Origin of the sequence: Paenibacillus sp. FSL K6-1558 (assembly GCF_038002565.1) — a bacterium.
GTDB lineage: Bacteria > Bacillota > Bacilli > Paenibacillales > Paenibacillaceae > Paenibacillus > Paenibacillus polysaccharolyticus.
Map to the genome: position 1 here is coordinate 4376206 of NZ_JBBOCV010000001.1, position 26026 is coordinate 4402231.

Annotated in this window: 22 protein-coding genes; 14 read left to right on the plus strand and 8 right to left on the minus strand. The window is 46.8% G+C overall.

Features of this window, described 5'->3' with window-relative positions; translation table 11 throughout:
• Positions 1-23: 23 nt before the first annotated feature.
• The 3 genes from MHI38_RS19050 to MHI38_RS19060 all read right to left on the minus strand — a co-directional run bounded on the left by MHI38_RS19050 (position 24) and on the right by MHI38_RS19060 (position 5126).
• The gene (locus MHI38_RS19050; RefSeq protein ID WP_154891383.1) at positions 24-1397 is read right to left on the minus strand and encodes an Imm51 family immunity protein; all 1374 of its coding nucleotides are present in this window, start codon (positions 1395-1397) and stop codon (positions 24-26) included.
• Between the two features lie 126 nt (positions 1398-1523).
• Positions 1524-2555: a ribonucleotide-diphosphate reductase subunit beta gene (locus tag MHI38_RS19055; protein WP_090918646.1), complete on the minus strand. Its 1032-nt coding sequence runs from the start codon at positions 2553-2555 to the stop codon at positions 1524-1526.
• A 237-nt stretch (positions 2556-2792) separates the two neighbouring features.
• Positions 2793-5126 carry a ribonucleoside-diphosphate reductase subunit alpha gene (locus tag MHI38_RS19060; protein ID WP_154891382.1) on the minus strand — a complete coding sequence of 778 codons (2334 nt, stop codon included), beginning with the start codon at positions 5124-5126 and terminating at the stop codon, positions 2793-2795.
• Positions 5127-5895: 769 nt separating this feature from the next.
• Here MHI38_RS19060 and MHI38_RS19065 point away from each other — a divergent pair.
• A complete protein-coding gene (locus MHI38_RS19065; RefSeq protein ID WP_090918642.1) occupies positions 5896-6222 on the plus strand; it encodes an MTH1187 family thiamine-binding protein in 327 nt (108 codons plus the stop codon).
• 262 nt (positions 6223-6484) lie between these two features.
• On the opposite strand, the gene MHI38_RS19070 is transcribed toward MHI38_RS19065, so the two are convergent.
• Entirely contained in the window at positions 6485-7606 is a 1122-nt protein-coding gene (locus tag MHI38_RS19070; RefSeq protein WP_154891381.1) for a PsbP-related protein, read from the minus strand.
• Between the two features lie 515 nt (positions 7607-8121).
• Between MHI38_RS19070 and MHI38_RS19075 the strand changes: the two genes are divergently transcribed.
• From MHI38_RS19075 to MHI38_RS19100, 6 genes are all read left to right on the plus strand, one after another.
• Complete coding sequence (locus MHI38_RS19075) at positions 8122-8226, plus strand: hypothetical protein (protein WP_017690880.1); 105 nt, start codon at positions 8122-8124, stop codon at positions 8224-8226.
• Between the two features lie 40 nt (positions 8227-8266).
• Positions 8267-8371: a YjcZ family sporulation protein gene (locus tag MHI38_RS19080; RefSeq protein ID WP_222592193.1), complete on the plus strand. Its 105-nt coding sequence runs from the start codon at positions 8267-8269 to the stop codon at positions 8369-8371.
• 224 nt (positions 8372-8595) lie between these two features.
• Complete coding sequence (locus MHI38_RS19085; protein WP_308723050.1) at positions 8596-8871, plus strand: hypothetical protein; 276 nt, start codon at positions 8596-8598, stop codon at positions 8869-8871.
• 727 nt (positions 8872-9598) lie between these two features.
• Positions 9599-10195 carry an RNA polymerase sigma factor gene (locus tag MHI38_RS19090; RefSeq protein ID WP_341181530.1) on the plus strand — a complete coding sequence of 199 codons (597 nt, stop codon included), beginning with the start codon at positions 9599-9601 and terminating at the stop codon, positions 10193-10195.
• Entirely contained in the window at positions 10192-11184 is a 993-nt protein-coding gene (locus MHI38_RS19095) for an anti-sigma factor (RefSeq protein ID WP_154891380.1), read from the plus strand. Before MHI38_RS19090 ends, MHI38_RS19095 begins: the two co-directional genes overlap by 4 nt.
• A gap of 252 nt (positions 11185-11436) precedes the next feature.
• A complete protein-coding gene (locus tag MHI38_RS19100; RefSeq protein ID WP_154891379.1) occupies positions 11437-12960 on the plus strand; it encodes an HD-GYP domain-containing protein in 1524 nt (507 codons plus the stop codon).
• Here MHI38_RS19100 and MHI38_RS19105 read toward each other — a convergent pair.
• The gene (locus tag MHI38_RS19105; RefSeq protein WP_154891378.1) at positions 12953-13606 is read right to left on the minus strand and encodes a phosphatase PAP2 family protein; all 654 of its coding nucleotides are present in this window, start codon (positions 13604-13606) and stop codon (positions 12953-12955) included. The two genes, MHI38_RS19100 and MHI38_RS19105, sit on opposite strands and share 8 nt — an antisense overlap.
• A gap of 237 nt (positions 13607-13843) precedes the next feature.
• Here MHI38_RS19105 and MHI38_RS19110 point away from each other — a divergent pair, with 237 nt between their 5' ends.
• From MHI38_RS19110 to MHI38_RS19125, 4 genes are all read left to right on the plus strand, one after another.
• Positions 13844-15253, plus strand: a complete 1410-nt coding sequence (locus MHI38_RS19110; protein WP_154960489.1) for a sensor histidine kinase — start codon at positions 13844-13846, stop codon at positions 15251-15253.
• A gap of 106 nt (positions 15254-15359) precedes the next feature.
• Positions 15360-16622: an MFS transporter gene (locus MHI38_RS19115; RefSeq protein ID WP_186809807.1), complete on the plus strand. Its 1263-nt coding sequence runs from the start codon at positions 15360-15362 to the stop codon at positions 16620-16622.
• A gap of 76 nt (positions 16623-16698) precedes the next feature.
• Positions 16699-17379 (plus strand): oxidoreductase, encoded by a 681-nt coding sequence (locus tag MHI38_RS19120; protein ID WP_341181531.1) that lies wholly within the window; start codon positions 16699-16701, stop codon positions 17377-17379.
• A gap of 131 nt (positions 17380-17510) precedes the next feature.
• A complete protein-coding gene (locus MHI38_RS19125) occupies positions 17511-17885 on the plus strand; it encodes a RidA family protein (protein ID WP_090918620.1) in 375 nt (124 codons plus the stop codon).
• Positions 17886-18023: 138 nt separating this feature from the next.
• Here MHI38_RS19125 and MHI38_RS19130 read toward each other — a convergent pair whose 3' ends face one another.
• Entirely contained in the window at positions 18024-18782 is a 759-nt protein-coding gene (locus tag MHI38_RS19130; RefSeq protein WP_154891374.1) for a tryptophan-rich sensory protein, read from the minus strand.
• Between the two features lie 229 nt (positions 18783-19011).
• On the opposite strand from MHI38_RS19130, the gene MHI38_RS19135 reads away from it, so the two are divergent.
• Positions 19012-19977: an arsenic resistance protein gene (locus tag MHI38_RS19135; RefSeq protein ID WP_154891373.1), complete on the plus strand. Its 966-nt coding sequence runs from the start codon at positions 19012-19014 to the stop codon at positions 19975-19977.
• 364 nt (positions 19978-20341) lie between these two features.
• Here MHI38_RS19135 and MHI38_RS19140 read toward each other — a convergent pair whose 3' ends face one another.
• On the minus strand, positions 20342-21970 hold the full coding sequence (locus MHI38_RS19140; RefSeq protein ID WP_154891372.1) for a response regulator transcription factor: 1629 nt from the start codon (positions 21968-21970) through the stop codon (positions 20342-20344).
• A 5-nt stretch (positions 21971-21975) separates the two neighbouring features.
• Positions 21976-23814 (minus strand): cache domain-containing sensor histidine kinase, encoded by a 1839-nt coding sequence (locus MHI38_RS19145; protein WP_154891371.1) that lies wholly within the window; start codon positions 23812-23814, stop codon positions 21976-21978.
• Between the two features lie 143 nt (positions 23815-23957).
• On the opposite strand from MHI38_RS19145, the gene MHI38_RS19150 reads away from it, so the two are divergent.
• Entirely contained in the window at positions 23958-24839 is an 882-nt protein-coding gene (locus MHI38_RS19150) for a carbohydrate ABC transporter permease (protein WP_090918610.1), read from the plus strand.
• Entirely contained in the window at positions 24839-25675 is an 837-nt protein-coding gene (locus MHI38_RS19155; protein ID WP_090918608.1) for a carbohydrate ABC transporter permease, read from the plus strand. The genes MHI38_RS19150 and MHI38_RS19155 overlap by 1 nt, the downstream gene beginning before the upstream one ends.
• The last annotated feature ends 351 nt before the right edge of the window (positions 25676-26026 follow it).

Consider the following 26026-nt stretch of genomic DNA (forward strand, 5'->3'; position numbering starts at 1 on the left):
AAAAAGGCTCCTTATTTTTCTGTTTAGTCCAGCTCCGCTCTTGAAAACAGGTCGAGAATAAGATTGCGTTGCTCACATGCCTGCTTGAATCCGAGAATAAAAGATATGAGCGCTTCTTTGTCATCTGTATAGGCACAGAACATATCCGCTTCCGGATCGAAACGAATAACCGAAGTCAGATGAGGCATCTTTTCTTCAAGAAAGACAGATGCGAGGGAGGCCCAATCGTACCCGCCACCTTCGAAACCTTCATCTGCACGTGAGTCAAAGACGTCCTGAAGATATGTACCTGCATTGAGAATCACGGAATAGGAATTGGTTCCCGCATCAATGAACCTAAAAGGGGCAATGGCTTCTTTAGAGAATGTTGACACGCTTTGGTTCTCAGTGAATACAGCAGTAATTGCTTGTTCTTCATCAAGAGAGTCAGAGCCTTCCTCGTCAAGCAAATTAAAATCCTCTTCGTCCAGCAAGCCCCGAATGAAAACTTCGAAATTCGGTGCCAGATAAGTAATTTCATAATCGCTTTCCTGATCCACATGAACGACACAAGGTTCGCCTTGAGGGCCGCAGAAGCGATAGTCCAGCATGACGACATCATGACCGGCAGACGGGCAATCACAGATGACAACCCCGAGGTCAGGGTATCCCCAGTCTTCGATCATAAAGCGACTGCCGAACTCTCCACCAAGGGAATACATCTTATCCCGTCCAATACCCAAGATGCTTGTAATGGCGATATGATTCTCTGCCCAGCTTGTACCTTCTTGGGTCGGAAACGTTGTGCGCGCAGGAAAACCGCCATTTTGCGTTTTCATTAGCTGGATATAGGAAGCTGGCAGTTTGTAGCCGAGTTCCTGTTCAATGGATTGAATTAATTCCTCGTCAAAAGGAGAAGACACATGGTTATCTTGCGCATAATCGCTATACCGCCAGAATGTTGCGGGATCGTATGTGCCTGAAGCAACCTGAAGCTGGTTTAGTGTTCCGCTTTGCTCCCACTCTGCCTGCTCCGTCTCCCAGCGAATGCGATCCCGATCCATCTTAGCTGCTTTGGGGCGAATCCAGTCCAGATATTCCAGGGTAGACTCATCATTGGGCTCAAGTCGATTCGCTTCTTCAAAAGCTGCCTGTGCCAGCTTGTATTCAGCGACGTAACAGTAGGCATAACCTAACCGGAAGTGCCATAACGGGTCTAGTTGGCCTTGTTCCTTAACGCCTTGTAATAGTTTTATGGCTGTGCGATACTCTTCCAAATTGTTATATGCTCTTGCAAGCTGTCCGATCGTTTCGGCATCCTGCTCGGATTCGGGTAATGCCTCAATACGTTTTACGATGAGCGCATAGTCTTCCTGTTCATGCCAAACATTAATCTGTTCCAGCAACTCTCTATCCATGATTAGACCTCATTTCATCGTGAAAGAATAGGCAACTCTACCCACTATTTTACAAGGTTTAGAGACAAAAAAACACTCTCTCATACGGGTAGCCGTATGAGAGAGTGTGCAGTGTTAGACGTTATTCTACAAATCGTCAAATCCGTTATCGTCGCCGACTTTACCGTAGTTACGGGATTTGGCTTCGAAGAAGTCCGTTTTCGTTGCGTTCAGTGCTTCGTCGGAGAAAGGTTTGATCCAAGGCATACAGTTCACGTCAACGCCTTCATATGCCTTTTCCATACCCATTAGACGCAAGCGTTTGTTCGCTGTGTATTTAATGTAGTCTTCCAGCTCGTTCAGGTCGATGCCGCGAACGTTGCTGAGTGTATAATGTGCCCAGTTCGTTTCCAGCTCAACTGCGCGGTCAATCGTTTTGTACACGTAGTCCATGTTTTCTGGTGTGTTCAGTTCAGGGAAGTCCACGAGCAACTGTTTGAATACTTCCGCGAAGAAGTAGCAGTGCTGGTTTTCATCCCGTTGGATGTACGAGATCATCTGGCTGGTTGCCATCATTTTCTGGTCACGAGCCAGGTTATAGAAGAACGCAAATGTACTATAGAAGAAAATACCTTCGAGAATCAAGTCAGCAACCATCGCTTGGAAGAACGTCTGTGGAGAAGGGTTGTCCCGGAAGCTTTGATAAATATCCGCGATGAAACGGTTGCGGTCCAGCAACACCGGATCATGTTTCCAATATTCGAAAATCTCTTTCTGCTCCTGATCGGAAACGATGGAAGACAGAACGTAGGAGTAGGATTGGTTATGCACAACTTCCTGTTGTCCGATAATGGCAGAGATCGCTTCAAGGGAAGAGTCGGTAAAATAACGTTTCACGTCACCAACAAACATCGTTTGCATGGAATCCAGTACAGCCAGCAGGGAGATGTTAATTTTGAACGTACGTTTCTCTTCTTCGTCCAGTTGGGCAAATTGGGAAGCATCCTTGGACATCGGAATCTCGTCAGCGATCCAGTGGTTAAGCAACAATACTTTGTACAATTTGTACATATGAGGCATACGAATGTCGTTCCAGTTCAGGATACCCGAGCATTCACCTTCAATAATACGTGTTGATTGGTTAGGCGCTTCGGTATTGAAAATTTTCTGTACTTGCATAATCCGTTCACTCCTTGAATGAATTTAAACTATATAACGACGATGACAGAACAAGCTTGTACTGTTTTGGCTGGCATATATTTAACATCTTGCGATGCTGTGGTCAAGTTTTGGGCAAAAAAGAACCAGGGCAACGCTATTTTGCATTCAAAACAGGGATGCCCCGGTGGTCATCATGATCAGCGTGACAGAATGGAGGTGCCCATATCCATCACGATGTTACCATTCTTATGTGGATCAGCTTGCGCAGGAATCACATTCCTCGATCGTTAATGCACGGCTACGAACATAATAAGTCGATTTCATGCCGGCTCTCCAAGCGTGAAGATGCAATTCCAGGAACTCCGTTGCCTTGATATCTGGACGAACATACAGGTTAAAGCTTTGACCTTGGTCAACGTGACGCTGACGGGCAGCGGCCATATTGATGGAAGCATGTTGATCCACCATAAATGCCGTTTTGTAGTACCAGATCGTTTTTTCGGAAAGATCCGGTGCCGGGTTGGCAATTTTGTATGTTGTTTTCTCTTCATAGGACAACAGCTCATACAGTGGATCAATACTTGCTGTTGAACCGGCGATGATGGAGGTGGAACCGTTTGGTGCGATAGCAAACATCCATGCGTTACGTACGCCGTTTTGTTTGACTTGTGATTGCAGTTCTTTCCATTGATCTGTAGTTACGAATTCGCCTACGCGCTCACCCGTTGTGTACTCGCGTTGATCGAAGTAATGACCACTTTCCCAGTCGGAGCCTTTGAACTTCGGATAATGTCCTTTTTCTTTGGACAATTCCATGCTGGCTTGAACGAGCAAATAGTTAATTTTTTCATACAGATTATCGTTATAGGTAACAGCTTCTTCGGATTCCCAACGAATGCCTTCGAGCGCAAGCAGGTGATGCAATCCGAACGTTCCCAGACCAACAGCGCGATACTGACTGTTCGTGTATTGGGCTTGAAGCACCTCAATGTTGTTGATGTCAATAACGTTGTCCAGCATACGAACCTGAATCGGAATCAGACGCTCCAGTACGTTATGAGGTACCGCGCGAGCCAAGTGGATCGAGTTCAGGTTGCAGACGACGAAGTCACCAGGAACTTTGGAGATCACGATGCGTGTCTGACCATCCTTGGTCACCAGTTCTTCTTTTTCCACCACGGTAGCGGATTGGTTCTGCATAATTTCAGTACACAGGTTGGATGAATACACCATGCCATGTGCCCGGTTAGGGTTCGAACGATTTACAGTGTCACGGTAGAACATGTACGGTGTACCTGTTTCAAGCTGTGATTTCATGACACGTTTCATGATGTCGATTGCTTGTACCGTAATACGGGACAAAAGCGGATGATTCACGGCTTCTTCATATTTCTCGCGGAATGTACCTTGACCCTTAGTTTCATCGTAGAAGTCTTCCAGACCCAGTGCACGGCCGTTCTCATCTTTCCAGCCCATCACTTTTTTCGTCTCGTGCGGGCAGAACAAGCTCCATTCGCCACGACTTTCGACACGCTCCATGAACAGGTCAGGCAGACAGATACCGTGGAAAACGTCATGCGCACGCATCCGCTCGTCGCCGTTGTTCAGCTTCAGGTCGAGGAATGCCAGGATATCTTTATGGAAAACATCCAGGTAAACCGCAATCGCACCTTTACGTGTGCCAAGCTGGTCTACGCTTACTGCTGTGTTGTTCAACTGGCGAATCCAAGGAATAACGCCTGAGCTGGTGTTTTTGTGACCGCGGATGTCTGAACCACGTGCTCTGACTTTACCGAGGTACACGCCGATGCCGCCGCCCATTTTGCTCAAACGAGCTACGTCTGTATTGGAATCAAAGATCCCTTCGAGCGAGTCATCTACTGTGTCGATGAAGCAGCTGGAGAGCTGTCCGGCTACCTTTTTACCTGCGTTGGACATAGTCGGCGTAGCTGCCGTCATGTACATGTTGCTCATCGCCCAGTAGGCTTCTTTCACCAGATCCATACGTTTCTCGGCAGGTTCCTGGTGCATCAGGTACATGGCGATAACCATGTAACGCTCCTGCGGCAATTCCATGACTTTTCCATCAAAATCGTTGGCGAGGTAACGCTCAGCCAGTGTGAGCAAACCGATGTAATCGAAGAGCAGATCGTTGCGATAGTCAATGCACTCCGCAAGTTCGTCGATCTGTTCCTTGGTGTAACATTCCAGCAACTCTTCGCGATAGATGCCTTTTTTGACAAGGTCAACGATCAGCGGGTGGAATGCACCATAAGGTTCGTCCGGGTAGGATTTGTATCTGCGGTTGGTTGCCGCTTTTTTGTAAAGGGAAGTAAGCAGGGATCTCGCTGCTGCAAATTTCCAGTTCGGCTCTTCTTTCGTTACCAGTTCCAGAGCGCTCATCATAAAAGCATTGCTGATCTCATCTCCGGTAACTTCGTCACGACGAAGTTTGCTCGTTACTCCGCGAACCAGACGTTCCTTGTCGAGCATGTCCAGTCCTTCCAGGATACGGTCGGCATATACCGAGATACGCATCTCGTCAAAGGCAAGCTGGCGATTGTTCGGCTTGGTCACAACTTGTGGCATGAATATTCCTCGCTTTCACATGATAAAAAGATAATGATAAAAAAATAAATTAAACAATTCTTTGAAAATAAGAATTGGAGGTCTACAACGGTGAGTAAAATTCGGATTTTGCGGACTACAGTGGCAGTAACCAGATACGTTTGGGATGAAATCATGCGACAAGGAGTGGACAGAACCTGCTCATACAAAAAGCATTCCCCTTGCCTTACGGCTGAAAATGCCCATTCATGTTCTGGTTTTTGACAGTCTTATCTATGCATGCCTTCGACAGAACAAGTTGCTGTATGTAAGCTTTTGTCTGATCATTTCATACCTGTGAATAATGTTAACGGACGCAGTCCAAACAGCCCCGTTAACCTCCATGCCAGCCCTGTCTTCGAGAAAGCGATTTACACCTACAGGGACGTGCCTTTGGAGGTGATTTCATCTTGTTTTTCGATAGATTCCAGATGCTGGTTATAAGAAGTGGGGTATCCCGTTTCACTATATTTTGTTGTTGTTATACTAATGTACCCCAACATATAGTGTTTGTAAACAGGGAGGAAACCTTAAAACGTAATTCCGAGTATACCATCTAAGCCAGAAATCCGCAAAGGAAAAGGACTGGAAGATTTGAAGATTCTGCGAAAAAAAATTTACGGGATTTGGAATGACGTCATAACGTCAGTTTGAATTGGAGCACTTTAAACTGGTAAAATAAAATCAGTCAAAACTCGACTAAAACTTGAGCGGCAACGGTTCGAACGGTGCCCAGAGGAGGCAGAGCGAAGTGGCAATTGCAGAAGTAACCGTTATTCCGATTGGAACAGGAACCACCAGTCTGAGCAGTTATGTAGCAGACATGCAAAAGATATTGGAAAGACAACGTGGCATTACATATCAGTTAACTTCGATGAGCACCATTATTGAAGGTCCGCTAAATGAAGTTTTCACCGCCATCGCGGCTTTACATGAAGCTCCGTTTCTGTCAGGAGCCCAGCGTGTCTCCACATCCGTGAAAATCGATGACCGGCGTGATAAACCGGATGCTTCCAGCGTGCAGAAACTGCAATCCGTACAAGATAAGCTGATTTCACTACACAACAGGCCGAATTGAGAAACGGAATAAAACCCATTTTACGCGGTAAGTCTCAATAGGGGCTTGCCGTTTTTGAGTTTTGACAAATGACTCAAAATACGCGGTGCTCTGTCCTATATCAAGAATGATAAGCCAGTTGCCAAATGTAAACCGGGGTATCTACATCGAGAAAACAGTTCAAGGTTTTGTGATCATGTGCATTCAAAAAAAGAACTTTACACCAAACAGGCCGGCTTAAACTTAATTAAGCTGGCCTGTTTGTACCTATTCTTGGTTTGTATTATTCAGCAACGATTAAAGATGCACCTACTATAGTAGAATTGGTGTATCCGCCACTAACATTGTCGAAGGAGTAGTTAGCGATAGGTGCGCCAATAACAGTGGCATAGTCCCCATCAAGCAAGTCTCCGGTCGAGGCAGGATATATGGCTGTAATATAATTTCCGTAATCGTCCTCTAACAGCAAGATAGAAATGGGTGATCCAAGTGAATTGTCTTCTTCCACCTGAATAACCTGTCCGCTTATTTTTACAAAATTTTCATAGTAGTTGGCTACATTTTTATTGAGATGTCGGGTGGTTACATCGGCTTTAACAAGTCCTTTGACCTTTTTGCGAAGCTCAGCAGTATCTGCTGGGAACAGGTCGGTATGTTTTGCGAGAAAATTATAAGATGCTTGCTCCATCACGGCTGTCTCAGATGAGACGGATGATGTAAGATCGTTAAAGAAATCAGCAGCAGTTGCTGCGGCCGATGAATCTGCAGCAGATGTATTTACAGCTGTTTGCGCCAGCGGAGAAGTAATATTCAAGGAATTAAGAATATCACTCACTTCATCTGAATGATATGATTCTTTGCCATAAGTTAACGTCAAGGTATACAGGTCTGTATTTGTTGGAATCATGTACTGAACTAGAACTACATTGGTTCCAGAGGAATGAGTATAACTTCCTTCCAGTACGCCTGCATTTATGTCTTTATAAGGCTTGATGCTAAAATTGGTCTTTTTATAATCAGATATACCAATAGATGCGCCATTCTTTACATAATAGTCAGCTGTGTTATTAGCAAATTCCTCAGGGTTGATTGAACCTGATGTGTTGGCTTCGATCGTTAGATTAATGTTATCTGCAAACTTCTTTGTTCCTGATTGGTCTGAGAACGCGCCCTTCACTGCTGCGTGCATTTGACTTGTATCTACACTTTCCCAAGACTCCGGATATGAGAACGAAAATCCTTCACCGTTATATGTAGTATATTTTGTTTCTTTAGCTTCAGCTTTGACAGTTTCAGCAGCATTCGTTGTTTCCGAGGGCTTGTTGTCAGCTGTTTTAGTTGTCTCCGAATTACCACAAGCGCTGAGCAATACAGTTAAAGCAAGAATCATAACCCGTTTTTTCATTTTTCTAATCCCCTAGTATGCTTCCCATCGGTTGGGTTTTTTTACTCCGGTCATCAGGTGAAATACCAAACTCTAAAATTTGTACTTTTTATTCTGCAAAATAAATGTTGGTCATTTGTAGGTTACTTACTCAATCTAATCAGACATTTAATGATTGATATTGAATGGTTCAATCTAGAAACTACTGTACTTTGTAATAATGGACACATTGCTCAAAACAAGCTGAAATACTCCCTTCCGTATAGATTTTAGAATAGCAGCCCTTCTGAATAAATGGATAGCATATATCAATATTAGGAACATAAAGGCTACAAATCTAATAAATTATAACACTAAGTATTAATTAAGGTAAGCGAAAGACAATAAAGGAGATATTTATAAGCTCAATTAATACTATTCTTCCTGGTGAAGAATGTAGTCAAAACTGGAAGTCAGCCCATTTTACATCTGCGCCCGGTCGGTTGTGCGTCCGATGCATATAGTGAACTGTACCTCAAATCAAAGGAGGGTTTTACATGAGTGGAGTAGTTGGTGGATACGGCGGTGCATGGACATCGACTGGCGCGATTCTGGTTCTCTTTATCTTGCTGGTGATCATCTCTAAAGCATTCCTGATCTAATAAACGGTTTTGTAAATTCACACGTAAGGGAGGGTTTAAGATGGGTGAAGTAGGAGGAATGGGATACGGCGGCTGGACTTCCACTGGAGCAATCCTGGTGTTGTTCATTCTGCTCGTAATCATCACTAAGTCTTTCTGGGTATAATGTGTCTTGCTCTGCCGGGTAACCGGCAGGGTTTTATGAGACTGGACAAGCACCGTTGGGGAAGGAAAGAGAGTTCAGTCCCCTAATCGTTGTAACGGAAGCAAGGTGTAGTTTATTTATCAGTGGTTAAACGCCTATTTTGAGATCATGAGGGCCATAGCCCGGTCACCGTATAGGGCAAATACATAGCTTAAGGTGTAGGCAAATGTTAAGGAGGCATGACGATGAGCGAAGTTAAACCGAACTCACCGAACGGACAGGGGCAAGTTTACGGACAACAAGGAGGGCATGAACATATGTACGGATACCAATATCCAGGTCAAGACATGTACAATTACGGAACAATGCCTTATGGCTACCAGCCAAATCAAGCACCGATGGTGCAAGGATACCACCATGGTTGTTCACCTGCCTGTGGTGCTGGCGTGTGGAGCTCCATGGGAACCATTCTTGTTTTATTCATTCTGCTCGTAATCATCTCTAAAACCATGTTTATCTAATCCCTCTGCTGAGAGGCCGCGGTCCAAACGTGGACTGCAACATCGGGCTGATCGGAAAGCCTGACTGGATCATGCAATTCAGATCCGTTTCTTATAAGAATCTTTCTCGAAAGAATATAACGGAATCATTAACGTGTTAACTCCGGCAGTAAGCCGGGGTTATCTTTTTTTTAAGGCGTGCTTTTCTCAGGGAGCGGGGAACGTGTACCGGTTTTCTCCAAAAGCGATAAAGAGAATTGGATATAGAAAAGCACCCGGAACCCAATTCCGGGTGCTTGATGTATGTTTTCAATCTTCTCAAGAATAAATGATATCCAAAACAACAAAAGCCCTACCTCTCTTTTGTCCTTGCGGCTCCGATGACCGCGCCAGTGTGAATGGGAACATCTTGTAAACCCTTAGTCTACCGGGTTATTGTGATTCAGGTTCGTCAATCTCCATAGGTTAGTTAGCATATTCGCTGCGGTCGCAGCATGAAGAAAATATTCCGGGGTTAAAAAGAAGACAGAAAATCATATGAGGTTGTTTATACAACTTTTATATCATACCACAGTCTGTAATTTATTGCAATAAAAAGGAAGGATAACTCCTGAGGCACGGGTTTAAGCCTTCATTTGAGTCCGGAGTTTAGAAGAAATATCTCAAAAAAATGTTATTGAGGGTAATCCTCTTCAAACGTTTCTGCGTAGGTTATAATATGAGGGAAGATACAGAAAGGGGCCCTCGGATGACTGAATCGATAGAGGACAGCAGGTTGATGCAACGAATTGCAGAGCGTGATGCTTCTGCACTGGAACTGCTATATGACCGATATGAACGGGCCGTCTATTCTTTTGCTTACCGAATTGTTGGTGATTCGATGACGGCAGAGGAGACCGTGCAGGAACTTTTCCTGCGCATCTGGAACAAGGCGGAACGATTTGATGCCTCACAGGGGAAGCTGACCACGTGGATGTTCGCGATTACGCGCAATATCGCAGTGGACATGCTGAGGCGGAGATCGAAAGGAGCAGCAACCACTCCAGTTGAGAATGAGACACTGGCGGCGTATGCTGACGAATATACAAATACAGAAGTTGAGGTCCAGCGCAAATGGGAAGGCACACGTATTAAAGAGGCATTGACCCAATTGAACGAGGACCAGAAGCAAGTGATTGAATCGATATATTATGCAGGTTTAACGCAACAAGAGGTATCCAGCCGATTCGGGATTCCGCTGGGTACGGTGAAGAGCCGTGTCAGGCTTGCCATGCGTCAGCTCCAGAAGTTACTTGCTGATGCTGAATTGCATCCGGACGCGGGAAGGGAGGGCATACATCCATGATAGAACGACATGAGGAGTGGTCTGATCTGGCACCGATGTATGTGCTGGGCGGACTGGAAGCAGAGGAAGTGGCGGCATTCGAAGCACATATGTCGAATTGCGAAGCTTGTCGTCAGGAGGTAAGGGAATTGCAGGAGGTAACCGGCTCCCTGCCACTTGCGGCGGACCCAGTGGCACCGCCGCCGGGCATGCGAGCACGCGTGCTGGGCAACGTGCTCGGTCAGGCGCAGGAGAGCACCGGCGCGACGCCGGCTGCGACTCCTGCGCAGCAACCTGAAGCACCCGCATCCGCGGTGCTTCAGGAAGACCTTGCGCCGCAGCATGAGCGTGCGGCGCAGCCCGGGCCTGGCTTGCCGCCAGCGGCTGTGCCTGCGGCCCGGGCCGAAGAGGCTGCCCAGGCACAGCTGGGGCAACCAGGTACGCGCGCACGTGCGCGCGGTGGCCGCGCTTGGCGCGCAGCCAGTGCGGGCCTCGCGGCAGCGGCGCTGGTGCTCGGCGTGTACACGGCGCAGCTGCAGAGCCGCATCGACTTGCTGACGCAGCAAGCCGAAGGCGTATCGGCCGCGCAGGAGCAGCTGGCTCAGGCGCAAGCGCAGAATGCACAGTTGCAAGAGCAACTCGCTTCAGCTGTGGCGCCTGCGCAGGGCATGAAAACGGGCGAGGCCGTCAAGCTGAGCCCGGCAACGCAAGATATTGTTGCTCAAGGTCTGGCGACCATCGTGATCGATAGCAAAGGCACGCACCTCGTGGTGCAGGCAGAGAAACTGCCTGCTCTGGAAGGTAATCAGGCATTTCAGGTATGGCTCATCAAGGGGGATACTCCTAAGAATGCCGGGACTTTCCTAAGTCACGACGGTACGGGAGCGGTCTATTACACGCTGGATTCCGCAAACGATTATGACACCGTAGCGATCACGCTTGAACCGGATGCGCTGGGGGATCAACCACGCGGCACAATGATTTTGGCGGCTAAAATTAAAACGAGTTAGATGCCAAGTCGCCAAAAGGAGCTTTAATGGAATACACGTAACAAAAACCTTAATAAAAGGCCGCTCCCCCAGGGAGCGGCCTTTTCTATGAAGCAATCCCCGAAGACAGCCAAGCAGAATATGTAGTATTTTTCGCAGGATTTTATTAATTTTTTTAGTGGGAATAACCGATAAATATATAGGAGAAAACATCCTTATTCTCCCTTTTTTATCAGGGCGGAACGGGTTAGACATAGAGAGCGAGGGATTGGATTGGAAGTATATCGTGCATTTATCTTCCGTCTGCTACGCAATTATCTAATTGGTTCATTATCAGCCGTCTTTGTTGTGGGTTCCGTGGTGATGATTTCAACCTTACAGGTACCCAATATCCAATATGTTCGATTGATTTTCATTGTACTCATATCGATTCTGTTTATGTTGGTTGCGGAGTTGATTACATTGTGGGCTCAATTGGGTCCAATAAGGCAATTTTTCGCTGCCGAGCATCATGAAATGGCTGAACTAAATCGGATGTATGAACGAATTCACCGCTTTCCGGGCCAGACCATATATCGCATTATTGGACCACATATGCTAGGTTTCTCTCTGCCTGCGGCTGGACTTACGCTATGGATGATCTCCACAGGCTGGCTAGAAATCCCCTATGGATATGTCGTTGTTGCGGCTATGTGTGCATTCCTGATTGCAATTATGCATGCCCTGATTGAATATTACCTTACGGTGAGGGCGGTGAGGCCGCTACTACTCGAAGTTCGCCGTAGAGGCAAGATGCTGTATAGGATGGAGCCTTCGCTTGGCGGACGCATCTTGATCTCAATACAGCGGAAGTTTCAGACGAGCACTGCACTTATCGGTTTATTTCCGTTATGTTTATTTTTTCTGGCTACCTATATTCGGCTCCAGTATATAGACCCGGTGTTTGCAAAAGAATACACGTTATGGGGTGTACTCATCGTCATCTTGGGTGCAGGATTCTCCATGGTGGGCAGTTGGTTGTTAATTCGGGATGTCCGTGATCCGGTGTCTGAGTTGACACAAGAGATGAACCGGATTCAGGGCGGTGAGTTCGGCAGAAGAACGCCGGATCTGTATTCGGATGAATTTTCGCAATTGATCTCGGGATTCAATATGATGATTAGTCGGCTAGAGATGAGACAGGAGCGCAATCGGCAACTGCTGCAAAGTTACTTCTCTCTGCTTGCGGCCGCACTGGATGCCCGGGATAAATATACGGCGGGACATTCGATGCGTGTGGCGGAATATTCCATTCTGATCGGCAGGCTCAGCGGCATGAATGACGAACAGGCCGACTTGTTGTACAAATCAGCTTTGCTCCATGATATCGGAAAAATCGGTATACCTGACGAGGTATTACTCAAAGATGGCAAGCTAAGTGATGAGGAATTTGCAATCATCCGTACGCATCCCGTGTTAGGAGAGAGTATTTTGCTTCAGATTGAACCTGTGGATGCCATGGCTGACTTTCTACCGGGCGTGAGATCCCATCATGAGAGGTATGATGGCAAAGGTTATCCGGATGGCATGGCAGGCGAAGAGATCCCGCTGTTCGGGCGTATTATTGCGGTAGCGGATGCCTTTGATGCCATGACGTCAGACAGACCTTACCGTAATGGAATGAGCGATGAGAAAGCGCTTATGATTCTGGAAGAAGGAAAGGGGACCCAGTGGGACCCCTATTATGCAGGTTTGTTTATTGACGAGTGGAGAAGACAGAAGCAACTGGACAAGAAGCCTGAAGAGGGGGTTAGTTGATCCCCTCAGTCCATTTGGAGGCTTTTCTGCGACGTCGATAAAGCGCTAATCCAGTAATGATCGTGAAGATACATTCACCGAGAATAACTGCACTCAGTGCGTCGTAAATGACATGTTGCTTGATGAGCAGTGTAGAGATGATAATCAGGGATGCACCGGCAACTACCGCCACCTTGACGGATTTACGGATGGTTGAAACCGATAGAACGGCACGCATCACCAGATAAGAGTGCAGCGCGTGAATACTGGGAAAACAGTTATATGGACGATCCTGGCTGTAGAGCCATCCGATGACGACTGTACCCAAGCCAGAGCCAGTTAATTCCGGCCGTGGAACCATGGTTTGGAAGTTGAAGTAGATCAGATAACAGATCCAGACACAGATGTTCATGGATAACAAGACCCGATAATACATAAGTCGATCTTTGGCACACAGGTAAGCCAGCACGCCGAATACAAACGGGTACCATCCCAGATAGGGAATCGACATCGCGGGTATAAAAGGAAGCATCTGGTCAATTGGAGAATTTAGGATAACATATCCACGACCCGGATTGTTCAGAATATCATAGAAAAGTCCCATGACAGCCAGGGATAACATCAGACTAAGCGACAGCCAGTAGGATTTGTCTTTTAACAATTGCACAGCTGTAGATCTCCTTTCATCATGCTTCAAGCAAACATGATCATAGCGGTAAATGAAAAAAATGAAACAACAATATATTTTACTATGTCTTGTACACAAATTGAATCCTCATTTTGTGTATTTTTTTGTTTCTTTTTGATGAGGTTTCCATGCCGAGGTGGGCCTAGCGTGATATGATGTAAAAATACGAACGAAATAAGCACTTGGGTTATAACGTCGAACAACAGGAGTGAATGCATGCAATTTTCGAAAATGTTCGTACTCAATATGGGGATGCTTATTACGATTGCTTATCTTGCAAGTGTTTTCTATAAATATATCGTAATACGTGCCTCTTCCCAGGTAAAACAGATCTGTTCCGTGCTAGTGCTGATTTTTGCTGGCTGGATCAGTACCGTGTTTGGATTTCAGCTGAATGATGAAGTCGTTTTTGATCTTCGTTATGTACCTCTAATTGTTGCTGTTCTGTCATACAGACAACCGTATAGTGTCATGATTATAGGTGTGGGGATTGGACTATCGAGGCTAACCTTTGGTATTTCCGATGCGACCGTAGCCGCGGTAATTAACATGTCTCTTCTGGGATTGCTCTGTGCGGGACTCAATATATGGATGCGACGCAGTAGCTACAGACTTATTGTCAAAGGAATCATCGTTACACTGATCGTGAACGTTGTCAACAGTGTGAATATCGCCTTCGTGGGTGTCATTCCTACGGCCTATTTCTTCTCACACATTATGCCTTATACGCTTCCTACCGGAATTGCTCTTAGTCTTATATTTGCATTTATCTTACGTGATTTTCAGAATGAACAAAATCGGATTCTCTTGATCCAGAGTACGAATCGCCTCTTATCTGTGCAGAAGGAAGAGTTACAAAAAGCGCAGATTGTTCTGGAGGAGCGAGCCAAGCAGTTGACAATTGCTTCACAGTACAAGTCGGAGTTTCTGGCGAATATGTCTCATGAGTTGCGTACACCGCTCAACAGTGTGATTAACTTCGCCCAGATGATTGGTGAGAATGCCGATACCATGGATCAGGATGAGATTGTGCGTTTTGCAGGTATGATTGATCAATCCGGACAAGAACTCCTCAGGCTAATCAACGACATTCTCGATTTGTCCAAAGTTGAAGCTGGACGGCTGGATATTGTATTGGAGGACATCAGTCTGAGTCAGTTGATCGAAGATGCCATGAATCATTTTGGGCTCGTTGCTGACAAAAAAGGAATTGAGCTGGTGCTGGAGAAGCAAAAGGGACTGCCAGATACACTCTGGTCTGATCCGCAACGCGTGCAGCAGATTTTGCGGAATTTAATGTCCAATGCCATCAAGTTTACTCCGAAAGGGAAGGTCACTCTGACCGTGAGTACCCAACAGACTAAACAGGCGGATATGGTAAGTCAATGGCTCGTTTTTTCGGTTCAGGATACCGGGATCGGCATTCCGAAGGACAAGCATCATTCTATATTTGAAGCATTTCAGCAGGCAGATGGTTCGATTAGCCGTAAATTTGGGGGTACCGGACTTGGCCTCTCGATCAGCAGGGATCTGGCAAGATTACTGGGTGGATCAATTGAACTTGAAAGTGCTGAGCACAAGGGGAGTATCTTTCGTCTGCGGCTTCCACTCACCGTGAAAAAATGAGTTGACAACCTCTGTGCCGTGAGTAGAATTTGGGGTGACAACTAGCATCGGCCGGCAAAGCTTTACCCGGTCTAAGGAGTGTATCCCCATACAGAAGATGGTCAAGATGAACCCCTCTTCGTTAGGCAAGCCACGGCGCAAGGGTTCGACACAACGCACGAATTTATCAATTGCAACATGGGAGGGCGTACCGGCAATTATTTTGCAAACGTTGCTGGGTGGTCCATTTCTAACCGGGTTTTTGCTGTATCTTGGGGCCGGGTCGAGGCATATCGGCTTTGTGCTCGCGATTACCACGTTTGTAAACATCGCGCAGATCGGCGCAGCATACTGGATGCAACGTATTCGGAGCCGTAAGCGCGCGCTTTTGCTGTTCGTCGGAGGGCACCGTATTTTGTGGAGTGCAACGGGATTAATTCCGTTCATCTTCCCTAAGGAATGGTGGGTCAGTGTTTTTATTGGCCTATACACGGTTGCATTCATATGTAATACCATCGGCGGTATGATCTGGACATCCCTGATTGGGGATATCGTACCTGCCAAGGTAAGAGGACGTTATTTCGGGATACGAAATACGATTCTGAATGCACTTGGAAGCGTTTGTTTATTTGGTGGCGGGATTTTGCTGGATCGTTATCCGGGAGAGACCGGTTTTCTGATTTTGTTTATTCCTGTATGGATCTGTGCTATCGCCAATACGGTCATTTATTTCTTTTATCCGGATCTGCCCTTTGAACGGTCGACCGAAAAGTCGTTCTCACGGATGTTTATCAAACCGTTTCAGGATCGGGTTTTTCTGAAGGCGACTATTTTTCTGGCGGCATGGCTATTGATCCAGACATTAATTGTGCCTCTCTATTCTTACGTTATGCTCGATCTGCTGAAAGTCAGCTATCAGATGGTCTCACTGATCACGGTCGTGCAAACACTGGTAATGATGGGAGGATTCTATATTTGGGGCAACCTGAATGCCAGATACAGCAACAAAACGCTGTTATTCTGGACGTTACCCGTCATCGCCTTGTCCTGCCTGTCGTGGGGGTTGATGTCCTTTACTCCGGTACTGGTTGCGTTGTTCCTGTCCCACATTTTTCTTGGGATTGGTGTTGGCGGTTTCAACCAGCTCGCGTTTAATTTTACGATTGGCGACACACCGAAAAGTGAAAGACCGATGTTTATAGCCGTTTATTCAGCTTTGACTGGCGTAACATCGTTTATTGGCCCGCTGATTGGAGGCTGGCTGTACGAGAAGATGGAGACTCTCTCGGAAGCGATGGTCTGGATATCCACTTACGGATTCCAAGTGACGGTTGGTGCAGTGATGTTGCTGCTTACGTTTACTTTGGGACGTCGGGTTCTTTTAAAATAACAACAAAAAAAGCTGATTACGATGTTCTTTGATATAATACTCAGCTATATATGAATAGATTGGGGTGGTTGGAGAGATGCATCATCCTGAACGCAAAGCGATGGTGATCGGGGCTACTGGACTGGTGGGTGGGCTTTTGGTTCACAATCTGCTCGGGCACCCCGCATACAGCGAGGTTCGCATTCTGGTCAGACGCAGACTTGATCTGGAACATCCCGCATTGAAGCAATACGTTGTAGACTGGGAACAGCTTGAGGGTCAAGGACATTTGTTTGAAGGAATCGATGACCTGTACTGCTGTCTGGGTACGACGATCAAGAAAGCAGGCAGTCAGGAGAACTTTCGTGAAGTGGATTATCACTATCCGGTTCGCGCAGCGACGCTGGCAAAGCAGCATGGTGTGGAGCAGATGCTAGTGATTTCCTCGATGGGAGCGAATGCGGATTCGCGTGTGTTTTATAGTCGGACCAAGGGTGAGATGGAGGATGCACTTTCGAGTATCGGGTTCCGTGCCTTACACATTTTTCGTCCATCTCTTATTCTGGGGGATCGAGGCGAGAAACGTCCGGGTGAACAATTCGCTGCACATGTGATGACTTTTCTGGATCGCTGGATGAAAGGCCGTTTAGACAAATATCGGGCCATTCAAGCGTCAACGATTGCTCAAGCGATGAGAAATGTCGCAATGGTGCAGACGAAGGGCAATCATGTTTATTCCAATGAAGTGATTCATGCGCTTGGGGTGCAGGACGCTTAAGACTTGCAAGGGCGCAGGGAGACAAACGTTTCTTGTCAGAACAGGTGCGTGGTATAATAGGTTTTAAAAATAAAAGCATGCCTTGTCTCCATGTCGTGGCGGGGTAGCGAACACAAAGGAGTACCTGTCGAATGAAAAAAGCAATCTCGACCGAACAGGCGCCAGGCGCCATTGGTCCATACAGTCAGGCCGTAGATGCTGGTGATTTCATCTATACGTCTGGTCAGCTTGGCCTTAATCCGCAAACCGGTGAATTTGGTGCGGATGTACAGGAACAGACTCGTCTGTCTCTCAGTAATGTTAAAGCAATTCTCGAAGCAGCAGGCACAAGCATGGATAAAGTGGTGAAAACAACTGTATTCCTGAAAGATATGAATGACTTCGTTCCTGTCAACGAAGTATATAGCAGCTTCTTTACGCAGCCTTATCCTGCACGCAGTGCTGTGGAAGTTGCGCGTTTGCCGAAGGATGCACTGGTTGAGATTGAAGTGATCGCGCTGAAATAGGATCATATTTCAGCCTTGTAACAGGATGAGCGATTGAATCCTGTGTTGTATAAGATTACAGCAAAAAGCCGATTTAGGGTCGTTTGACCTGAAAATCGGCTTTTTGTGTTCGGTTTATTTTATAATAGAAAAGGGTACTCAATCACGGTCTTGATTGCGCGCAAGGAACAGCCACACGGCGTAGATCGCCAAAACGATGGCAATGATAATTCCTGTATAGTAGACAGAAATGACATCCTTTTGTTTCAGAGCGATAGCAATGTATGCCCAAGTGAATACGAGTGGATACACACTGTCACGGTACCGGAAGCTGACAAGCACGGCCAGAACCATACCAACGATCAGCATAATGATCGTCCACGCCGTTTCACTGATGCCGAATCCATCCCATCCGATTTTGTACAAATAAACGGCTGTGTTAACGATGGTTGCTACGCTAACCCATCCGAGATAGATGCTGAATGGCAGTTTGACTAGCCAGATTTCAGCCGTGGTTGGCATAGTGATCGCACGTGTTTTGACGTACAGCATAATCAGAGTAATTAGCAGTAATGCGATGATCAGCAGCGCGAGTCCAGTCTTGAGATTTTGAAAGGCGAAAATCCAGGCGACATTAAAGGCGCAGCTGGCGAGAAACCAGTATCCGAGGCGGGTAATCGAATTATTTTTCCAGGAGGCAGGGGTGAACTGATAGATGATAAAACCTGCGAGAAGCAGGTAGATCAGCCCCCATATTGCAAAAGCATAACCCGAAGGTGTCAGCAGTACAGGGTACATATCCGAAACTTCCTTGTTGGTTTTGCCGCCAATGGGCAGGGCATTGGAGAGATAATTTACAATAATCACAGCAATAAAACCGAGGGCGTTTAACCACTTATACGGATTGTTACGGGACATGACGTTTCCTCCTTGGTTTAACAAATGTAATGAACCGTGGGTCAGTCTACAATAAATATACCCACTAAAGACGTGTTTTAATAATCTGTTTTCAAAATTTGAGAACGCTCACCTTCCGGAGACCTCGCATGGTCTAGCTTATTGGAACGGAGTGTACTCTGTCCCAATGTACGCAACTTCAGGCGTGAATATGTCCATAGGAGTGTTTTCATACAGTAGGGGGAGAGAGATGATAACAAGAGAAACAATGGACAGACAACAGACCTGGTTCTATGTGATGGCTCTATTTGCAGGTGCATGGATCGGGCTAGCCGCTCCGGCTTGGGGCACTGTACTGCACTATGCGGTATCACCCGTTCTTGCCGTACTTCTCTATAGCATGCTCGTGCAGATTCCGTTTACAGAGCTTCGGGCATCCTGGTCCAATCTGCATTTTATGGCTGCGCTGCTCATCGCGAATTTTATCACTGTTCCAATTGTGGTCTGGCTGCTTACGCTTGTTTTTCCGCAATCGCCTGATGTGTTGATAGGAGTCTATCTAGTTTTGTTAACTCCTTGTATTGATTACGTCATTGTGTTTACACAGCTCGGGAAGGGGAACGAGAAGCTGATGCTGGCAGCAACTCCGCTGCTGTTTGTAGTTCAAATGATTTTGCTTCCGGGGTATCTCTGGTTATTCATGGGCAGTGATGCAGCCACAATAATGAAGGCAGGGCCGTTTGTAGAGGCTTTCATGCTACTGATTGTTGTTCCGCTATTGCTCGCATTGATGACACAAGTATTGTGCAAAAAAGGCGGAAGTGCGCAGCGGCTGCTTCATGCGACGGCATGGCTCCCGGTTCCGATGATGGCACTCGCCCTGCTCGTTGTGGTAGCTTCCCAGATTGGCAAGGTCTACAATGATCTGAACAGTATTGTGAATGTCATTCCGATCTATGCTGCATTCCTCATCATTATGCCCTTCATATCCAGGTTTATTGCAAAGCTCTTCCAGCTCGATACAGGTGCTGGTCGGGCGCTGATTTTTAGTGCGGCAACCCGTAATTCGCTGGTTGTTTTGCCATTGGCATTGTCGCTCTCGCCAGAGTGGGCAACCATTGCTGCGGCAGTTATCGTCACACAGACGATAGTGGAGCTTGCAGGAGAGTTGATTTATATCCGGCTTGTGCCTGGTGTGATCCTGAAAGATCGGTAACCATCGCTCCCGTCCAATATGGATTGATATGATACAATACTTTTAAGGGCACCATATTTGGTAAATAAAAGGAGGGATAATCGTCAATACGTATTGGAAAGTGTTGTTCTATCTGGATATTGCCATATTGCTGTTCAGTGTAATCTATTTCCCCATCATGGCTCAGAAAACAGGGGATAACCTCCCTTATGTGTTTATGACCGTTTTTGTAATAGGAGCAGTCTTTCGAATGATATATTATTTTAGAAAAAAGAGAGCGAGTAAGCCATCCTGACTAAACTTGCATTGATGTATACGTAAGGCATAAAGAGGACTTCCGACAGATCATGTCGAGAAGTCCTCTTTTTTAATCGAAACAGGGATGTTAATTACCGGTTCCTGATATGGTTTTGCGATATTCTGCGGGGGTGATGCCCTCTATTTTTTTAAACACTTTGCTGAAATATTTTTCATCCTGAAAACCGACCATTTCCGAGACTTTGGCAACTCGCAGAGAAGGGTTTTGTAGCAGGAGCTTGGCATTGTTAATCCGCAGCTTGCCGAGATATTCTGACCAGTTCAACCCGAACTGCTGTTTGAATTTCCGAGAAATGTACTCCCTACTCAGATAAAAGCGTGCGGCAATCTGTTGCAATGACAAGTCCTCCTGATAATGAGCTTCCATGTAGCGAGCGATTTCGCGCATCGGATCAGGATCGGCGTGACGCTGAGCTGTGAGTGCTTTTCCGGCGGCAAGCAATCGTTGCTCTAACAGAGAACGAAGAAGCGGGAACGAAAGCAAACCTTCAGCGTCGAAAGGCAATTCGGCAAAAGGAGGAAACTGATCCTCGGCACTTTCTTCCTCGGGGGAGAGCTGACCATCGGCATCATCTAGCCAACGGTTGAGCATCCATTCCAGCTCTTGCATCCATTGTTGCAGTTGCTCTGCACTGATCACCTCCAGCTTGGTAAACGGCTCAAGCCACGCTGTGACGGTATCGGTTACACTGATAGCATGACAGCTCAAGGCAGCTATACGCATAGGCTCTTCAAAAACAGTCAAACGTTGACCCTTATTCCTGCTCGAAGATTCAAGGGTAGAGTGAATACGCCGCTGCGTAAGTATGGTGTTGCGTCGCCACAATTTAGAGCTGGCATCCAGATAGGCTCCGGAAATACCGGCAGGGTAGTTTTCACAAGTAGATATCCCAAAATGAAGCCTGCGCTGAATCGTCTGCTCCAATCCATCGTTAATGCTGTCCAGGATGCGTACCAGTGAGGACGGTTCCCCCCAATGCAACAGAACAATTTCATCCGGCTGGTTGAGCTGACGAAAGGTGACGCCTTCATCTGGTGTGCGCATCATCTCCGCGCAGATGTTAAGCACGGAGAATACGAGCAGATCTGGTTGACTGCGATATTTCGCTAAACAATCCGCATCCAGATGAGACAGACTGGTGACGGCCACACAGCACATCGGAATGAGGCGGGGGAGATTCAATTCTTCCTGTAATCGCTGAATATGTGCGGAAGTATTGCCTCTGCCAATGGCCAGCTCGGTGAGTAGACGATCCTGATAATGCGGGCGCATACGATTCACCACGATGGATTGTTTGGTGGACTCTGTGCGTAAGGTGTGCTCCTCTTCCCAAGATTTCACTGCCTTCATCAAGGAGGCATTCAGTTCGTCTGCTTCGACGGGTTTCAGTAAATAGTCCATGCCGCCATGCCTTATTGCATGTCTTACCAGTTCAAAATCGTCGTATCCGCTAATAACAATGACTTTACAATGTGGAGCATGTGCTGAGATCCATTCAAGCAATGCCATTCCATCCTTGCCGGGCATTCGCATATCGCTCAGTATGATCTCAGGTTGATGCGCTGTAATTGCCTCGATCGCTTCATTTCCGTCTGCTGCTTCGAGCAATACGTCAATCCCCAGGTCATCCCAATGACCAAGGAGCTGGATCGCATGGCGGACATGCTGTTCATCATCAACAAGCAGTGCTTTCATGTTGTTCACTCTCCCGCGTATAGTTTGACTTGAAGTTTTACACCGCCTGCTTCCAAATTATCAATTTCGATCCTGGCAGGCATGCCGGGATGAGCGTTAAGTGCAAGTCTGCGTACCACATTGCGAAGACCGATGGATTCGGACATGGCAGAATCCTGGGAGGACATTGAAGATTCTGTCTCTTGGGGTTGTAGCCATTCGCGTATTTCAATCAGTTTATCCTCAGGAATAGCTGGACCGTTGTTGATCAATTCAATTACTATCCAGTGTTTGTCTACTTGGCGACTAGTGATGGAGATGTATCCTTTTCCCGGCTGTACATCGGCTCCGTGTTTGAAATAGTTCTCAATCAATGGTTGCAATGTCATGCGAGGCATCTGAACAGATAATGTATCCTCTGCAAAATCCATGTGTACCTCCAGGCGTTCACCAAAACGTTCCTGCTGTAGATCTAGATACAGCCGAGCATGCTCTGCTTCCTCGCGGAGGGTTACGCAGGTCTGATCCCGCATGCTGTAGCGCAGCATTTTGGACAGGGAAGATAGTAAGGTATATGCTCGTTTTCCTTGCTGTTGTAACGCCAGAGTTCCAATGGATTGTAAAGTGTTATATAGAAAATGCGGGTTAATCTGTGCTTGCAATGCTTTGAGCTGATTCGTCTTGTTCGCAAGTTCAAGCTGGTACTCTCGCAAGATCAAATTATTCACAGTATCCATCATATCCCGAAAATGCCTCGCAAGTACCCCGAATTCGTCTCGGCTCGATAGACGGATATCCACATGCAGGCGTCCTGCCTGAATCTGATTCATGTATCGCATGAGCTGTTTGAGCGGACCTGTAATACGTATGGAGATGAATAAAGTTGCCACGATCACAAGGATCAACGCTGCAATAGCAATCATTGCATTGTTCCAGGTTAACGCTGTGGCTCTCGCATATAACGTTTCATTCGGAATTTGCTTCACTATGGTCCAGTCCGCGTAGTTGCTTCCAAGTTGCTGATATATATACATGGACTGATCTTGTTCAAAATGTCCAGCTGCATTCCTTGCCGAACCGGCGAGGTTTCGTCCATCTTCGAGCGTGCTTCCTGCCACTTGTTGCAGATGACCAGCCTCATTGGCCGCTTGTATCTCGGTACGCCCTTGATAAACAATCCGGTTCTGCCCATCGACGACATAGATCTGCTCTTTAGCGGGATCATACAGTCTGCTACAGATCGCAACAATACTGTTCATGTTGAGGTCAATCGCTAGAACGCCCAGCCGCTCAGGGGATGGGATATCCCGAATGATCCGGTGCAAGGTAATCACGGTTCTTGGTGAATCGTCAGGAGAAGCTGCCTTGAAACCGTAGGTGTGACTCATATGTGCAGATTCTACCCAGATATCCGATCCTCCGTCCCCTGTTTTACCATGCAGTGAATCGGAATAGGCTTGCTTACGTTCCTCCCGCTTCGGGAAAGGGTTGGTAATCAAGGTGGATTGGTTGGATACAAAAGAATGCAGATAGAGCTGGAATACATCCGGTACAGCGGCTCTGATCGTTTGCAACGTTGTATACACCTCGGCAACAGCCCGATAATCCCCCGGCAATTTAGCCAGATTCCGCAGGAAAGTGGGATCATTGTATATGGCGAGCGATGCCCGTGCCACGTTATCGACGTAATTGTTGAGATTGGTTGAAGCCTGATAAATAAGACGTTTATTCTCTTCCAGTGCCTGTTCTCGCAAGGCTGTTTTGGTCTGAATAAAGGTCATGCTTATAGATGCCAACAGCGGAATCGTTGTTGCAATTAGCATAAAGGCGATGAGCTTGGATCGGATACTGTAGTATTTGGACATCAGTACACCCCTTCTGGTGACTCGTCAAGAGAGGACAATATTTTACACCCAACTGTTCACGAGTGTCGGTGTTTCCCTTCACGATTTTGGAGTTTAATAGAAAAAGAGACCAATATCATCCATCTATAGAAGGGGAGAACGATATGAAGCATCGCAAATCTTCACAGCTGTTACAGCAGCTTGTGTTCGTGGGTCCCTCCGTTGTATTTTTTATTCTCATCATCGTGGTCCCTTTCCTGCTTGGCATGATGTATTCCTTTACGGATTGGAACGGAGTATCCGCCAGCATTAACTGGGTTGGGCTTGATAACTTCGTGCATATTTTTGCAAACGATCCCAAGTTCCAGAATGCATTCTGGTTCACAGTACGCTTCACCGTTGTAGGGGTGATCCTCACCAATGTCATCGGTTTTTTCCTGGCCTACTTCCTGACCAAACCGCTCAAGACGAGAAATATTCTGCGTACGATCTTTTTTATGCCTAACGTAATCGGTGGATTGTTACTCGGGTTTATCTGGCAATTCATATTTGTGAAAGGGTTTTCAGCAGTAGGCGACGTGACGGGTTGGTCCTTCTTTAACCTCCCATGGCTGGGAGATGAGCCGACGGCCTTCTGGGGAATTGTCATCGTGTTTGTATGGCAGACCGCCGGATATCTGATGGTCATCTATATCTCATCTTTAACGAATGTATCACCTGATCTGCTGGAAGCTGCCGAGATTGACGGAGCCAGCCGCGGACAAGTGCTACGGAGCATTATTTTACCACTCATTATGCCTGGTGTAACCATCTGTCTGTTTCTGGCGATCTCTTGGTCGTTCAAAATGTTCGATCTCAACTTGTCACTCACCAAGGGTGGCCCGTTTGGTTCAACCGAATCGGTTGCACTCAATATTTACAATGAAGCCTTCGTGAACAACCGGTACGGAATTGGAACCGCCAAAGCGTTTATATTCTTCGTGATCGTTGCCATCATCACCATGGTTCAGGTTCGTTTGACGAAGAGCAAGGAGGTTGAAGCCTGATGGAAACAACGAAAAATTATCGCTTCGGTACCGTAATTACCGAGATTGTGATGGTGTTGATCGGATTGTTGTTCCTGATTCCGTTTTACTTCCTGTTTGTGAATTCGGTTAAAACCTTTGGTGACCTGCTTACCAATTCGGCTGCCTGGCCGGAAGTATTCCAGTGGGGCAACTACGCGAACGCTTGGGAGAAAATTAGCTTTCCATCGGCGCTCATGAACTCGCTGATTGTAACGATCGTCAGCAATCTGTTGCTCGTGCTGATCAGTTCCATGGCCGCGTACCGCATGGTTCGCAGCAATACACGGTTCAACCGGATCTTATTCGGTCTGTTTATCGCCGCAATGGTGATTCCGTTCCAGTCTATCATGATCCCGCTGGTTACGGTAACCAGCAATTTGGGACTGATCGACAGCCTTGGCGGACTCATAATCTGTTATCTCGGGTTTGGAGCACCGATGTCCATCTTCCTGTTTCACGGATTCGTTAAATCGGTGCCACTTGAGATCGAAGAAGCGGCCCGTGTGGACGGCAGTTCGGCCTATGGGGTATTCTTCCGGATTGTTTTCCCGCTAATGAAACCGATGTATGTAACCGTCATCATTCTGAACACACTCTGGATCTGGAATGACTACCTGTTGCCATCCTTGATCCTGCAAAGCTCCAATCTGCGCACCATTCCGATTGCAACCTTCGCACTGTTTGGTCAATATACAAAGCAGTGGGATCTGGCGCTACCTGCTCTGGTACTTGGGATCATGCCAATCATTATTTTCTTCCTGCTGATGCAGAAGTATATCATTCAGGGGATTACTGCCGGGTCCGTTAAAGGGTAGTGCGAGGACTGGCCGCTCCGTCATCATGTGCGCTTTCGGTCGCTGTTGCTCCTCGGGGGCCTGAATGATTTAGGCAAGGAAGCCCCCGAGGTTCAAAGGCGAACGCTCCGCTCCTCCAGCGCATCATGATGCCTCCGCTCCTGCCTCGCACGGTGGTGGGCAAAAGGCGCATCTGCCCGCAGGGCTTGGACAGATGCGCCAGAGCAGTAGAACGTGAAAAGACAGAGTAAAGACGAGATTAAAACAAGGGATACAAAGAATGGATTTCTGTAAAAGGTCGAGTAAAAAGACTGGCCTCACCGACATCAAAGGCATAGCGACAAGAGCTGGCTTGACCGTTAATTCGTGATC

Excerpts from the sequence above, each read along its gene's own strand:
- MHI38_RS19050 (WP_154891383.1), bottom strand. The coding sequence starts at position 1,397 with ATGGATAGAGAGTTGCTGGAACAGATTAATGTTTGGCATGAACAGGAA.
- MHI38_RS19055 (WP_090918646.1), bottom strand. The coding sequence starts at position 2,555 with ATGCAAGTACAGAAAATTTTCAATACCGAAGCGCCTAACCAATCAACA.
- MHI38_RS19060 (WP_154891382.1), bottom strand. The coding sequence starts at position 5,126 with ATGCCACAAGTTGTGACCAAGCCGAACAATCGCCAGCTTGCCTTTGAC.
- MHI38_RS19070 (WP_154891381.1), bottom strand. The coding sequence starts at position 7,606 with ATGAAAAAACGGGTTATGATTCTTGCTTTAACTGTATTGCTCAGCGCT.
- MHI38_RS19075 (WP_017690880.1), top strand. The coding sequence starts at position 8,122 with ATGAGTGGAGTAGTTGGTGGATACGGCGGTGCATGGACATCGACTGGC.
- MHI38_RS19080 (WP_222592193.1), top strand. The coding sequence starts at position 8,267 with ATGGGTGAAGTAGGAGGAATGGGATACGGCGGCTGGACTTCCACTGGA.
- MHI38_RS19085 (WP_308723050.1), top strand. The coding sequence starts at position 8,596 with ATGAGCGAAGTTAAACCGAACTCACCGAACGGACAGGGGCAAGTTTAC.
- MHI38_RS19090 (WP_341181530.1), top strand. The coding sequence starts at position 9,599 with ATGACTGAATCGATAGAGGACAGCAGGTTGATGCAACGAATTGCAGAG.
- MHI38_RS19095 (WP_154891380.1), top strand. The coding sequence starts at position 10,192 with ATGATAGAACGACATGAGGAGTGGTCTGATCTGGCACCGATGTATGTG.
- MHI38_RS19110 (WP_154960489.1), top strand. The coding sequence starts at position 13,844 with ATGCAATTTTCGAAAATGTTCGTACTCAATATGGGGATGCTTATTACG.
- MHI38_RS19115 (WP_186809807.1), top strand. The coding sequence starts at position 15,360 with ATGAACCCCTCTTCGTTAGGCAAGCCACGGCGCAAGGGTTCGACACAA.
- MHI38_RS19120 (WP_341181531.1), top strand. The coding sequence starts at position 16,699 with ATGCATCATCCTGAACGCAAAGCGATGGTGATCGGGGCTACTGGACTG.
- MHI38_RS19125 (WP_090918620.1), top strand. The coding sequence starts at position 17,511 with ATGAAAAAAGCAATCTCGACCGAACAGGCGCCAGGCGCCATTGGTCCA.
- MHI38_RS19130 (WP_154891374.1), bottom strand. The coding sequence starts at position 18,782 with ATGTCCCGTAACAATCCGTATAAGTGGTTAAACGCCCTCGGTTTTATT.
- MHI38_RS19135 (WP_154891373.1), top strand. The coding sequence starts at position 19,012 with ATGATAACAAGAGAAACAATGGACAGACAACAGACCTGGTTCTATGTG.
- MHI38_RS19140 (WP_154891372.1), bottom strand. The coding sequence starts at position 21,970 with ATGAAAGCACTGCTTGTTGATGATGAACAGCATGTCCGCCATGCGATC.
- MHI38_RS19145 (WP_154891371.1), bottom strand. The coding sequence starts at position 23,814 with ATGTCCAAATACTACAGTATCCGATCCAAGCTCATCGCCTTTATGCTA.
- MHI38_RS19150 (WP_090918610.1), top strand. The coding sequence starts at position 23,958 with ATGAAGCATCGCAAATCTTCACAGCTGTTACAGCAGCTTGTGTTCGTG.
- MHI38_RS19155 (WP_090918608.1), top strand. The coding sequence starts at position 24,839 with ATGGAAACAACGAAAAATTATCGCTTCGGTACCGTAATTACCGAGATT.